This is a genomic window from Roseibium sp. Sym1 (assembly GCF_027359675.1).
Lineage (GTDB): Bacteria > Pseudomonadota > Alphaproteobacteria > Rhizobiales > Stappiaceae > Roseibium.
In genome coordinates this window covers 5,721,889-5,734,266 of the sequence record NZ_CP114786.1, presented here as the reverse complement: position 1 = coordinate 5,734,266, position 12,378 = coordinate 5,721,889, and the positions used below count along the sequence as shown (strand labels likewise).

Here is a 12,378-nt window from a genome sequence, read left to right as displayed (position 1 = left end):
TTTGAAGCTGTGCTTGACCCGGTCCGCATTCCCCCCACATGTGGGATGTCCAAGCACTGGAGGATATTCATGCGATTTCTCACCGCCGCCGTTCTCGGTCTCTCGTTGCTCCTGCATGGGGCAGGGTCTGCTTTTGCGGCGGATGAACCGGATCTGATTTTCAAGAAATCGACCGTCTGGAAATTCCTGACCCCGGATCACAAGCTGGCCACATACGCGATCGACGATCCGATCGTGGACGGTGTTGCCTGCCATTTCACCGTTCCGGAAAAGGGTGGGGTTTCCGGGTGGCTGGGCGTCGCCGAAGAGGTCTCCGACGTGTCGCTTGCCTGCCGTCAGGTCGGTCCGGTGACGATCAAGGAGAATTTCGAGCAGGGCGAGGAAATGTTCCGGCAGCGCCGTTCGTTCATGTTCAAGAAGATGCGCATCGTGCGGGGCTGCGATGCCAAGCGCAACGTGCTTGTCTATCTGGTCTATTCCGACAAGCTCATAGAAGGCAGTCCGAAGAACTCCACCTCGACAGTACCGCTGATGCCCTGGGGAGACCAGACGCCGCCGCGCTGCGGGGACTTCGTCAAGGACTGAACCGGGCCGTGAAGTTCGCGCCAGACAGAGGCGAAACGGCGTTCCGCCTCTGCCCGCGGTGCGTCAGGCGGCAACCGGAGCGGCGTGCATGCCGATGACCTTCCTGTAGGCAGGGCGTTTCATCACCGCGCCGCAAAGGGCGGCAATGCGCGGATTTGCTGCGAACAGTGCCTGGCGGTCGGCCGACCATTCGGTCAGCATGGTCAGGTAGATGTCGAGCGCCGTGTATCCGCTCGGCAGGAAGTAGGGATTGCCTTCAATGGCCCCGTTGATGACCGAGAAAAACTCCGCCAGATGGCTTTCCGCGCGCTGTCGCACGCTTTCATTGGCCTGGTCGTCCGTCGTGAACTGTTCCGGATGCCAGGCGCGGGAGAAGATCGGGTACCCGTTCGCGGCCATCGATGTCAGCCAGAACAGAAAGGCCGGCCGGTCGGGATCGTCGAGGCCTGGAACAAGGCCCGATCCGGCGTGGGCTTCGCTGAGCACGAGCATGATCGCCGAGGTTTCGCCGATGACCGTTCCGTCCGGCAGCCGGAGCGCCGGGATGCGCATGACCGGGTTGATAGAACGGTAGGTCTCCCGGCGATGATCCCCGGCGGCCATGTCCACGTGAACAAGCCGATGATCGACACCCAGTTCCTCAAGCATGACATGCGGCGCGATGGCTCCGGACAGGCGTTCCCAGAACAGTGTGTAGGGGGCATTCATGTTCATGACACACCGCCGTTTTCGGTGGTCGGGTCGATTTCGCAGGCCACTTCGGTAATGCAATTGGCCGGAAAACCGCTGCGGCGGGCATGTTCGAGGATCGTGCTTTCGTCCTTTGCAAGATAGATGCAGAAGGTCTTGTCTCCGGCGACATAGGAATGCTGCCACTGAATGGCAGGTGCCAGTTCCGCAAGCGTTTCGTTGGACTTGCGAGAGGCTGCGGCCAGGTCCTGGCTGCTCATGCCGCCGGCGCCGGGAATGTCGCGTTCGATGACATATTTCTTCATCCTGCTGTTCCTTTCCTGCGAGCGCCCGGAAGAAAATTTTCTTTAATCCGTGCGAGGTCAATCATTGTGCAGTGACAGGATTACGCGATCTTTTCGAAAGATCAGCTCATTTTGTCTCGCCGATTGAAAAGAAAATCTTTAGTATGAGATGCATGAAAGTATCGCATCTGAACGCGCTTCGGGCTTTCGAGGCGGTCATGAGGACAGGTTCGTTCCGCTTTGCCGGGGAGGAACTGGGCGTGACAACCGCGGCAGTCGGCCAGCAGATCAGGGGGCTTGAGGCCTATCTTGGCAGGACCTTGTTCCGGCGCGGCCCGACGGGGGCGAAGCCGACGGACGAGGCATTGCGTGTCAAGGACCGGCTGACCGGCGGGTTTTCCATTCTGGATGACGTGCTGATGGAGCTGAGGCAGGTGCGCACGGCCAACCAGGTTTCCGTTACGCTGCCCGAATCCTTCGCGGAAAACTGGTTCACCCGGCGCGTTTCGGAGTTTCACCGGCAAAATCCGGCGGTCGATCTCAGGCTCAACGCGTCGAACAGACGGATCGATCTCGCCACGGACGGCTTTGATTTCGCCATTCGCTACAGCCCGCCTCCCGATTCCGGCCTGGATGTGGTCGATTTGTTTGGCGACTGCGTGGTTCCGGTCTGCACACCGGAGTTTTCGGAGCGCAACGGCCTTGCCCTGGATCTGAAGAGCCTTGCCGGTGTGCCTCTCGTGCATCTGGACAACAGGACACCCGACCCGAAATGGGCAACCTGGCAGGACTGGTTCGCAACATTCGGCATGGAGCCCGGCACGGACAAGTCGGGGCTTCGTTTTTCAAGGATCAGCTCGGGATTGCAGGCGGCCCTGTCCGGACAGGGACTGGTGCTGTGCGGTATCACGGAGGCTTACGATTCCCTTGAAGCCGGTCGGTTGATCCTGCCTTTCGGCCCCGCGAGACATGTGCGCACGGCCTATCGCTACCGGCTCCTGTCGATCAGCGGGCGTGTGATGAGTTCCCAGCAACGGCGGTTCTGCGACTGGACGATCGAACAAGCTGCAAGGTTCCGGGACGCCGTTGGCGACATGCTCGATCTGAAAAATACTTAAGGGGGAGAGGGGCCTAGTCGGCGGCGTCCAGCGTTTCCAGGTGCTTGGCGACGGGTAGTTCCGTGCCGGCACAGAAATGCTTGTAGAGCATTGCCATGATGTCTTTGACCGGTTCGCTCGCCAGCCGGTAGTAGATGGTGGTGCCCTCGCGGCGGGTCGTCACCAGGCCTTGTGCGCGCAACAGGGCCAGCTGCTGGGACACTGTCGGCATGCGCATGCCGGTCTTTTCAGCAAGCTCACTGACGCAGCGTTCGTCCTCCAGCACGAGACACATCAGCAACAGCCGCGGCGCGGACGCCATCATCTTCAAGAATTCCGCTGCGGATTCTGCTTTGTTCTCAAGTGCTTCGTAGTCCATAGGGCAACCTTGCCAAACATCCCGTCAAACATCAAGCTAACACGGATCGTGCCGCTTGCGCGCAGTATTATATCCGGCCTGCGACCGTGACAATAATGTTTCCGTTGCCGCAGCCCGTGCCGGTCGTCAGGCACATGCCTTTTTGCTGGGCTTCCTGGCCGAAGGCCTTGGTGCCGTCGGTGATGGCAATGATGGCGAAGAAGGGGCCGCCCAGTACCAGGGCCAGAAAGATCAGGACGAAAATGCGGTTCAACATGGTGTTCTCCAGATGGCAATCCGTATCGATTGACTGGAGAATAGAAGCGGGCGCTTGAACCCGTGCTGAGTGCGGTGTTCAGGCGTTGTTCAGATATCTAAACAACTCTGAAACATATTTAAAATCAACGTGGTAAGAGCGCTATAGGTTCTGCGTCATGGCCGTTCTGAGGGCCTCGAGAAGCACCTTGTCGCGTCCGTAGATGTCTTTTCTGAAATGTGTCGACCCGTCCTTGTTCATCCAGGCCGTCAGATAGGTCAGGTGAACCTCGATCGGAACCTTGGGTTTGACGACCGTGCGTTCACCGTCGTCGCGAACCTGTTGCCAGTAACCTGGCGCTTTGTTGTTGTCCACCAGGAGGATGTCGGCCAGCTTGAACGGGTTCGAGACCCGGATGCAGCCATGGCTGAAGGCCCGTTCGGCCTGGGAGAACAGCGATTTGGACGGTGTGTCGTGGATATAGATGTTGAAGCGGTTGGGAAACATGAACTTGATTCGCCCAAGCGCATTGCCGTCGCCCGGGTCCTGGCGCAGGCGGAAAGGAAAGTTTCCTCCGGAGTAACTGTTCCAGGCCACCTGCGTCGGGGTGACCTCGTTGCCGTCCTGGAACACGCGGATCTGCTTGCTGCTCAGCGCCGTCGGGTTCCGCTTCAGTTTCGGAAGATATTCCTTCGTGGCGATGGAGTAGGGCACATTCCAATAGGGGTTGATCTCGACATATTCCAGCTGGTCGGAAAAGACGGGCGTTGCGTGATAGGGCTTGCCGACGACGACCCTTGCAGTGTGAATGGTCTTGCCGTTTCGCACCACCTTGAGGTTCTGGTCCGCCAGGTTGGAGAAAATGTAGAAGTCGCCGAGATCGTCTCGCATCCAGCGCCGGCGTTCCATGTTGAGTTCCATCTGGATCAACTTGTCCTGCAGCGGGATGTTGAGCCGGGCCAGGGTGTTCTTGCCGATGACACCGTCCCTGGCCAGCCCGTGATATTCCTGAAAGGTCATGACGGCCTCGACGAGCGCGCCGTCATAGATGTCACCCGTATGGTCGGCGGCGCCCGGAATGTCCTCCTGGACCAACCGTTCCCGGAGCGTGGCAACACGTGGATCGGTCATTCCCGGTTTGAGCACTTCTCCGTCGGGGATCTGCGTGAACCCGCCTTCGGCGGCTTTTTCACGGAATTGCGCCAGGCGCCGCTTCAGCCGGGCATAATTGTCCGACTGCGGCGCGAGGCTGTCCAGGAAGGCACTGAAGTCGACGGCCTTGTCGGCGTTTTCGAACAGTGATTTCGCGTCGGGACGGTCCGGGAACAGGTTCAGGGCCTTGTTGACCGCGTTGGGCTGGACACGCCCCGAGGACAGGTGGGTCGCGTAGCGCAGGAACTGGACCGACAGATCAAGATCAAACCGTGCCCAATCCTGTTCGCTCACAGTGGTTTCCGAGCGTTTGATGAAGCCCAGCGGATCATAATTGTTGGGGTTGAGGGCGTGTTCGTTGGCTGCTGCCATGGCGGCGATTGCCAGATGGGCGTTTTCCGTGAGCCCGTCCTGCGTAAACCAGACCGGCGCGAAGGCGCGCTCGCCATAATACAGCACAAGGCCTTCCGGCAGGTCGGGGGACATTGCCGCCTGGATCGCTGCCGCGATCGGGGTTTCGGGCTCAAGGAAGCGGGGTTGGGGGACGTCCTGGGTCTCGGGCGTGGCAGCGTCCGTCTGGGCGCCGGCCGGCAATGGCAGGAGCGCCGCAGGCAGATGCAGGCCAAGCGCCAATACCAGACCCGCACATATATTCCGGCCGAACCGATAATTTCCCATCGGAAATTCCCCCTCTGATTCCCAATCAGCGAAGTCTAGAGTGTTTCCGGCGGCGCGCCAACGCCACAGGCCGCGGGTTTTGGCGTCGAGCGTCATTTGCAGCCTTGACCGGCTTCCGTGTTCCGGTCCATAAAGCCGCCATGATGACGGCCACACGGAACATCATTTCGATCACCATTATTTGCAGCTAGCGACACCGCTGGCTGTGGCCGTTCCCTCTTGGCAAAAATTCCTCTGAGACGGATCGCCCGGCCAGCCGGCCAGGAGACCGTTTGACATGAGCGCCGCTGAGACTGAGAAATCCGGCTCTTTCAAGGGCCTGAAGCTCACCAACACGTTGACCCGCGCGAAGGAGGACTTTCGCGCGATCGATGACGGCAATGTGCGCCTCTATGTCTGTGGCCCGACGGTGTATGACTTCGCCCATATCGGCAACGCCCGCCCGGTGATTGTCTTCGACGTGCTGTTTCGCCTGCTGCGCCATCTCTACGGTGCTGAAAGCGTCACCTATGTGCGCAACATCACCGACGTCGACGACAAGATCAATGCGCGGGCCTTGCGCGATTTTCCGGAACTTCCGCTCAACGACGCCATCGCCAGGGTGACGCAAAAGACGGCCGACCAGTTTCACAAGGACATCAGGTCCCTGGGTGTGCTGGAGCCGACCTTCGAGCCGCGGGCAACCCAGCATATCGGCGGCATGATCGAGATGATCGCCGACCTGATCGAGAAGGGCCACGCCTATCAGGCGGACGGCGAGGTGCTGTTCGACACGGCTTCCATGCCGGACTATGGCGGTCTGTCCAAACGCAAGCTCGACGAGCAGCTCGCCGGTGCGCGCATCGCGGTCGAGGCGCACAAGAAGAACCCGGGCGATTTCGTGCTCTGGAAACTCTCGTCCGACGAGGAACCTGGCTGGGACAGCCCCTGGGGCCGGGGCCGGCCGGGCTGGCACATTGAGTGCTCGGTCATGAGCGCACATCACCTTGGCAAGGTGTTCGACATCCATGGCGGCGGGCTCGACCTGATCTTCCCGCACCACGAGAACGAGATCGCCCAGTCGCGCTGCGCGCACGGCACCAGTGTCATGGCGAACTACTGGCTTCACAACGGCTTCCTGCAGGTCGAAGGCCGCAAGATGTCCAAGTCCGAGGGCAATTTCTTCACCATCCAGGAGCTCCTGGAAACGGAGAATTTCGGCGGGCGGAAATGGCCGGGCGAGGTCCTGCGGCTGGCCATGCTGATGACCAACTACCGCGAGCCGATCGACTTCTCCCAGCGCAAGCTGGAAGAGGCGGAAAACCTGCTGGCGCGCTGGCCCGAGCCGGTAGAGACGGATGCCGCGCCCGCCAGTGAAGTGCTTGAACCGCTGCTGGACGACCTCGGGACCGCCGCTGCCGTCCAGGCCCTGCACGCGCTCGCGGTCGAGGCCGCCAAGGACCCGGCGAAACTTCCCGTCTTTTCCGCGTCGGCGGCCCTGCTCGGCGTGCACCCGGTCGAGGTTGACCTATCGGGCATCGACGAGACCGCAATCCTGGCAGCGATCGACCGGCGCCTTGAGGCGCTGAAAGCGAAGAACTGGTCCGAAGCCGACGAAATCCGCGATGACCTGACGTCTCAGGGAATTCTGCTAAAGGATTCAAAAGACTCGGCAACCGGCGAACGCGTGACCACCTGGGAGGTCAAGCGGTGAGGCATTGCCGGGCGGACAGGCTGAATACCCACCTCTGGCCCTTGCCGGGACATCTCCCCCGCAAGGGGGGAGAGGGGCGCATGCGGCACCGCCGTGCCTTTGATACCTGCCTTGTACAGGAAGCAGTTTTTGTTTCGGAGACTTTCATCGCGAGAGACCTTCGAAATGAAGTAAGAGAAGCCCCGCTTGTTCCCGTCTCCCCCCTTGCGGGGGAGATGTCCGCGTCTACGGACAGAGGGGGGTATACAGCCTCTGTTGAGCGTGCAGAATTCGAGCGTCTCAACCGGGTTCGCCAAATGCCTCACCGCGAAATATCAAAACGCCTCAGAGCAAATGCCAGAACGCTGCGCTCGGGCATGATGGACGCCGAAAAGGTTCTTTGGCGGGCGCTGCGGGCTCACAGGCTTGAAGGCATTTTATTCCGCAGACAAATGCCGATATGTGGCTACATCGTCGATTTCGCAGCGCCTGCGCATCGGCTGATCATCGAGCTGGATGGATCTCAACACGGGGACAGGCGTGGACTTCAGCAAGACAGGGAACGCGACCGGGTTCTGCGTTCCCATGACTGGACCGTGCTGCGCTTCTGGAACAGCGACGTTATGACCAATCTCGACGGGGTCTGCCGGAAGATCCTGGAGACGGGCGGCAAGGAGCAGTTCTGATGTCGGAAAACTCAAGGCCGCTGACCGGCGGTTGCCAGTGCGGCGCGGTGCGGTACCGGGTGAGCGGTGAGATCGGTTACCCGCATCTGTGCCACTGCCGCATGTGCCAGAAGGCGTCGGGCAATTTCTTTCTGCCCCTGATCGGAGCGGAGCAGGCCGATTTCGAGTGGACCCGTGGCGAACCGGCCTGGTTCCATTCGTCGAAACCGGTGCGCCGGGGATTTTGCCGTGACTGCGGCACTCCGCTCGCGTTTGAAACCGTCGGCGACACCTTTATCGCCTTCACCCATGGCAGCCTGGACGATGTCGCGGCGGTGACACCGGTTGAGCAGTCAGGGGTGGAAGGGCGCGTGTCATTCTACGCGGACTTGTTCACATTGACGGAGACCAACTCCAACCGGGACGATCTGCCCGGTGGCATCAGTGACGTGGCATCGACCAACTGCCAGCATCCGGACCATGATACGGAGACCTGGCCCACAGGAGCGCGGCATGAGTGAAAGTCATACAGGCGGCTGCCAGTGCGGTGCTGTCCGGTTTCGGGTGGATGGGGCGCTCGGCAAGGCGTCGATCTGCCATTGCCGCATGTGCCAGAAGGCCTTTGGCGGTTTCTACGCGCCGCTGGTCAGCGTGGAAACGGACACGGATCTGACCTGGACCCGCGGAACGCCGAGCCATTTTCAGAGTTCCAACACGGTCAGGCGCGGCTTTTGCAGTGACTGCGGCACGCCTTTGACCTACGAGGCGCCCGATGGCATTGCCCTTGCCATAGGCGCCTTCGACGATCCGGCGGAGATTGCGCCCGTGATCCAGTATGGCATCGAGGGCAAGCTGCCTTACACGGACCACATGGCCGGGATCCCGGCACGCTCGACGGAAGACGATTTCCAGGCTCTGGAGTTCCTGGCCTCGATCGTCTCCTACCAGCACCCCGACCACGACACCAAGACCTGGCCGCCGGTTCACTCCGGCACGAATGACAACGAAAAATAGACAGCCCGGACGCTGCGCAGGAAACGCTCATGACCAAGGAACGTCTCTACCTTTTCGACACGACCCTGCGCGACGGCGCGCAGACCAGCGGCGTCGACTTTTCGGTGAACGAAAAGATCGTCATTGCCGAGCTGCTCGAACGCCTCGGGGTCGACTATATCGAGGGCGGCTACCCGGGGGCCAATCCGACCGACACGGAATTCTTCAGCGAGAAACGGACCCGGGCCGCGACATTCACCGCCTTTGGCATGACCAAGCGGGCGGGACGGTCAGCGGCCAACGACCCCGGTCTTCAAGAGGTCCTGGCGTCCAGTTCGGATGCCTGCTGCTTTGTCGCCAAGGCCTGGGACTATCACGTCAGGGTCGCGCTCGGCTGCACCAACGAGGAAAACCTCGATTCGATCTACGAGACCGTCATAGCCGCGGTGAATGCCGGCAAGGAGGCAATGATCGATTGCGAGCATTTCTTCGACGGCTTCAAGGCCAATCCGGACTACGCGCTGGATTGCGCCCGCACCGCCTATCACGCAGGCGCACGCTGGATCGTGCTCTGCGACACCAATGGCGGCACCTTGCCGGACGAGATTTTCGACATTGTCACCAAGGTGCAGGAGGTCGTTCCCGGAACGCATCTCGGAATTCACACCCATGACGACACCGGTCAGGCCGTGGCCAACTCCCTGGCGGCCGTCGACGCGGGCGTGCGCCAGATCCAGGGAACGCTGAACGGGCTCGGCGAGCGGTGCGGCAATGCCAACCTGATCACCCTGATCCCTACCCTGAAGCTGAAAGCCGCTTTTTCCGACCGGTTCGAAGTTGGTGTCACGGAGGCGCAGCTGAAGGACATCACGGCGATTTCGCATGCGTTCGACGAGATCCTGAACCGGTCACCGGATCGCCAGGCTCCCTATGTCGGCGAGACCGCGTTCGCGACCAAGGCCGGCATCCATGCCTCGGCGATCCTCAAGGACCCGCAGACCTATGAACATGTCACACCGGAAAGCATCGGCAACCGGCGCCGCGTGCTGGTGTCCGACCAGGCCGGAAAAAGCAACCTCCTGGAGGAACTGAGCCGGGTTGGCATCGATGTCGACAAATCCGATCCGCGTCTCGACACCCTTCTTGCGAAGGTGAAGGAGCGTGAGTCGGAAGGCTATGCCTATGAAGCGGCCGATGCGTCCTTCGAATTGCTTGCGCGGCGGGAACTGGGAGAGGTTCCGCGCTATTTCGACGTGAATTCCTTCCGGGTGATGGTCGAGCGCCGCTTCAACGCCATCGGCGACCTGGTCACCATCTCCGAGGCGGTGGTCAAGGTGGACATAGACGGCGAGACCCGGATGTCGGTTGCCGAAGGCAACGGCCCGGTGAACGCGCTCGACATGGCGCTCAGAAAGGATCTCGGCAGGTACCAGTCGGCGATCGAGGGGCTCGAGCTGATTGACTACAAGGTGCGAATCCTGAACGGTGGCACCGGCGCCGTCACGCGCGTGCTGATCGAAAGCCACGACACCATAAGCCACCGCCGCTGGTTCACGATCGGTGTCTCCTCCAACATCGTCGACGCCTCGTTCCAGGCCCTTGTCGATTCCATCACATTCGCGCTTTTGAAAGCCGACGCGGCCTGAGCCCGCCTCCGTCTTGAAACGCGCCAGAAAGGCAGCCCATGTCGCAGACGGTGAGCCAGGCCGAGGCGAGTGCCGAGTTTCGCCAGGGACTGATGTTCGGCCTGGTCGCCTACGGCTTGTGGGGCTTTTTTCCCGCCTATTACAAGCTGACGGACACGGTGGCGCCCGATATCGTCGTTTCGCACCGTGTGCTTTGGTCGGTCCTGTTCGTCGGGCTTTTCCTATATGTGCGCGGCCGCTGGGCGGAAGTGCGTGAAGTCTTCCGGCAGCCCAAGGTGCTGATGGGGCTGTCGGCCTCTGCCAGCTTCATCGCGGTCAATTGGCTGGTCTTCGTCTGGGCGATCTCCAACAGCCAGGTCCTCGACGTTTCGCTCGGCTATTTCATCAATCCGCTGGTGAGCATCATGGTCGGCCTCGTGGTGCTGAACGAGCGGCTCTCGCCGGGCCAGGCAGGTGCCGTGATCCTGGCTGCGCTTGCGGTGATCCTCCAGGCCGTGCTTGCCGGCGGATTGCCTTGGGTCTCCCTGGTGCTTGCCTTCTCCTTTGCCGGATATGGTTACGTGCGCAAGGTCACCCCGGTGAAGGCGACGCCGGGCCTCTTTGTCGAGACATTGCTGCTGTTTCCGATCGCCGTCGTCTATTTGCTGCTCAATCTGAGTTGGGGCGTCGATGCGCTGGTGCTGAACGACCTGCCGGTTCTGGCGGCGCTGGCGGGCACCGGGATCGTTACCGCGCTGCCGCTGATCTGTTTTTCTGCGGCGGCACGACGGCTGCCGCTCTTCATGATCGGACTGATGCAGTATATAGCGCCATCCCTGCACTTCCTGATGGCCGTGTATGTCTGGGGGGAACCGCTTGACCAGACCAAGCTGATGACATTCGCGATCATCTGGGGGGCGCTGGCGCTTTTCACCTATGACAGCTGGCGCCGGTACAGGCGCCGGCCCTGAGACCTGAGTGTCAGCCGGTCGCGACCAGTTGGCCGCGGCCCGTGCGCTTGGCGGCATAAAGCCGGTGATCTGCGGTCTTGAGGGCATCGCCGAAACGGCCGGGCTCCAGCTCGGCCAGCCCGATGCTGGTCTTCATCAGATGCTCCTCGCCATCATGGCGGACCGGAGAGGACTGGATGGAATCCAGGAGGTTCTGCAGACACTCGACGACATCCTGCTCCGTCCGGTTGCAGAAGACGACACAAAACTCGTCTCCGCCCAGGCGCGAGACCAGATCATTGCCTTTGGCCATCTTTTTCAGATGCTGGGCAAAACTGGTCAGCACCGCGTCGCCGAAATCGTGGCCAAGCGTGTCGTTGATGCCCTTGAAGGAATCCAGATCCATCAGCGCGAGCCAATGTTTGCATCCCTCCGACGCCTGCCATTTCTTGACGGACTTGGAAGTCTCGTTAAGCAGGAAGCGGCGATTGTAGAGGCCGGTGAGGGCATCTTGCATCGCCATGACATTCAGTTCCTCGATGCGGTAGATGTAGTCGAGGTTCTGCGACACGCGCAGGAGTAGTTCCTCGGGCGAGCAGTTCTTGTCGACAAAGTCGCCGGCACCGTATTTCAGGAAGCGAACCCTGTTGTCCGAGTTGGCGAAGGAAGACATGCCAATGACGCCGACCTTCTCCGGGTCGTGCACGCGCCGCACGGCCTTCAGGAAGGCGAAGCCGTCCTTGTCAGGCATGAAATAGTCCGCCAGGACAAGCTTGATGTCCTGATTGTCCTTGAGGGTCTGCAAGGCCTCGTCGGTGGAGCCTGCCTGATAGACCTTGTAGAGGTGCTTGGAGACGATATTGGAAATGGCTTCGCGCTCGACGGCGGAATCGTCCAGAACGAGTATGCCGATCTTCGGATTCTGGGCCAGCTTGCGAATGAGGTCGGCCACGTAGTTGAGGCTGCCCGGCGAATCCTTGAGAACGTAGTCGATAACCCCTTTTGCCAGCATCTTGCTGCGGGTCTTGGGATCGAACCGGCTGGTGAAGACGATGGTCGGTATCTTGAATTTTTCGCACAGATCTACGATTTCGCCGTCCGGCGCATCGGGCAGCGTCAGGTCGACCAGGGCCAGATCCGGTTCGCCGATCGGCAGGTTCAGGCAGTTCTCCGCTTCCTCGTAGCTGCGGGCGACCATGATCTGGTGACGGCCGACTTCATGCAATTTCTTGACGATCGCTTTTTCAAAAAACGCCGCGTCCTCAACCAGAAGGGTAGTTTGCATGGAGCATGCCTGTTCTTGCGGAATTTGAGCAGACCGTACTATCCAACTCGGACAACTTCAATTTGGTTAAAGTGAAAATTTCCAGGAT

Annotated in this window: 14 protein-coding genes; 8 read left to right on the top strand and 6 right to left on the bottom strand. The window is 60.6% G+C overall.

Going from position 1 to position 12,378, the window contains the following annotated elements:
- Window positions 1-69: 69 nt before the first annotated feature.
- A complete protein-coding gene (locus O6760_RS26590; protein ID WP_269582667.1) occupies window positions 70-585 on the top strand; it encodes a CreA family protein in 516 nt (171 codons plus the stop codon).
- 63 nt (window positions 586-648) lie between these two features.
- On the opposite strand, the gene O6760_RS26585 is transcribed toward O6760_RS26590, so the two are convergent.
- On the bottom strand, window positions 649-1,299 hold the full coding sequence (locus tag O6760_RS26585) for a glutathione S-transferase family protein (RefSeq protein ID WP_269582666.1): 651 nt from the start codon (window positions 1,297-1,299) through the stop codon (window positions 649-651).
- On the bottom strand, window positions 1,296-1,580 hold the full coding sequence (locus tag O6760_RS26580) for a DUF4242 domain-containing protein (RefSeq protein ID WP_269582665.1): 285 nt from the start codon (window positions 1,578-1,580) through the stop codon (window positions 1,296-1,298). Before O6760_RS26580 ends, O6760_RS26585 begins: the two co-directional genes overlap by 4 nt.
- A 152-nt stretch (window positions 1,581-1,732) precedes the next feature.
- On the opposite strand from O6760_RS26580, the gene O6760_RS26575 reads away from it, so the two are divergent.
- A complete protein-coding gene (locus O6760_RS26575) occupies window positions 1,733-2,677 on the top strand; it encodes a LysR substrate-binding domain-containing protein (RefSeq protein WP_269582664.1) in 945 nt (314 codons plus the stop codon).
- Between the two features lie 13 nt (window positions 2,678-2,690).
- Here O6760_RS26575 and O6760_RS26570 read toward each other — a convergent pair whose 3' ends face one another.
- From O6760_RS26570 to O6760_RS26560, 3 genes are all read right to left on the bottom strand, one after another.
- Window positions 2,691-2,981 (bottom strand): ArsR/SmtB family transcription factor, encoded by a 291-nt coding sequence (locus O6760_RS26570; RefSeq protein WP_269582663.1) that lies wholly within the window; start codon window positions 2,979-2,981, stop codon window positions 2,691-2,693.
- A gap of 121 nt (window positions 2,982-3,102) precedes the next feature.
- Window positions 3,103-3,291 carry a sugar transporter gene (locus tag O6760_RS26565; RefSeq protein WP_269582662.1) on the bottom strand — a complete coding sequence of 63 codons (189 nt, stop codon included), beginning with the start codon at window positions 3,289-3,291 and terminating at the stop codon, window positions 3,103-3,105.
- Between the two features lie 141 nt (window positions 3,292-3,432).
- On the bottom strand, window positions 3,433-5,100 hold the full coding sequence (locus O6760_RS26560; RefSeq protein ID WP_269582661.1) for a L,D-transpeptidase family protein: 1,668 nt from the start codon (window positions 5,098-5,100) through the stop codon (window positions 3,433-3,435).
- A 277-nt stretch (window positions 5,101-5,377) separates the two neighbouring features.
- On the opposite strand from O6760_RS26560, the gene cysS reads away from it, so the two are divergent.
- From cysS to rarD, 6 genes are all read left to right on the top strand, one after another.
- Window positions 5,378-6,793, top strand: a complete 1,416-nt coding sequence (gene cysS / locus O6760_RS26555) for a cysteine--tRNA ligase (RefSeq protein WP_269582660.1) — start codon at window positions 5,378-5,380, stop codon at window positions 6,791-6,793.
- An 80-nt stretch (window positions 6,794-6,873) separates the two neighbouring features.
- Complete coding sequence (locus tag O6760_RS33395; protein ID WP_332306206.1) at window positions 6,874-7,458, top strand: endonuclease domain-containing protein; 585 nt, start codon at window positions 6,874-6,876, stop codon at window positions 7,456-7,458.
- Complete coding sequence (locus O6760_RS26545) at window positions 7,458-7,958, top strand: GFA family protein (protein ID WP_269582659.1); 501 nt, start codon at window positions 7,458-7,460, stop codon at window positions 7,956-7,958. Before O6760_RS33395 ends, O6760_RS26545 begins: the two co-directional genes overlap by 1 nt.
- Entirely contained in the window at window positions 7,951-8,451 is a 501-nt protein-coding gene (locus O6760_RS26540; RefSeq protein ID WP_269582658.1) for a GFA family protein, read from the top strand. Before O6760_RS26545 ends, O6760_RS26540 begins: the two co-directional genes overlap by 8 nt.
- A 29-nt stretch (window positions 8,452-8,480) precedes the next feature.
- Window positions 8,481-10,076, top strand: a complete 1,596-nt coding sequence (gene cimA / locus O6760_RS26535; RefSeq protein WP_269582657.1) for a citramalate synthase — start codon at window positions 8,481-8,483, stop codon at window positions 10,074-10,076.
- 38 nt (window positions 10,077-10,114) lie between these two features.
- A complete protein-coding gene (rarD, locus tag O6760_RS26530) occupies window positions 10,115-11,026 on the top strand; it encodes an EamA family transporter RarD (protein WP_269582656.1) in 912 nt (303 codons plus the stop codon).
- Window positions 11,027-11,036: 10 nt separating this feature from the next.
- Here the strand turns inward: rarD and O6760_RS26525 are convergent, their stop codons facing one another.
- A complete protein-coding gene (locus O6760_RS26525; protein WP_269582655.1) occupies window positions 11,037-12,290 on the bottom strand; it encodes a GGDEF domain-containing response regulator in 1,254 nt (417 codons plus the stop codon).
- Window positions 12,291-12,378: the final 88 nt, after the last annotated feature.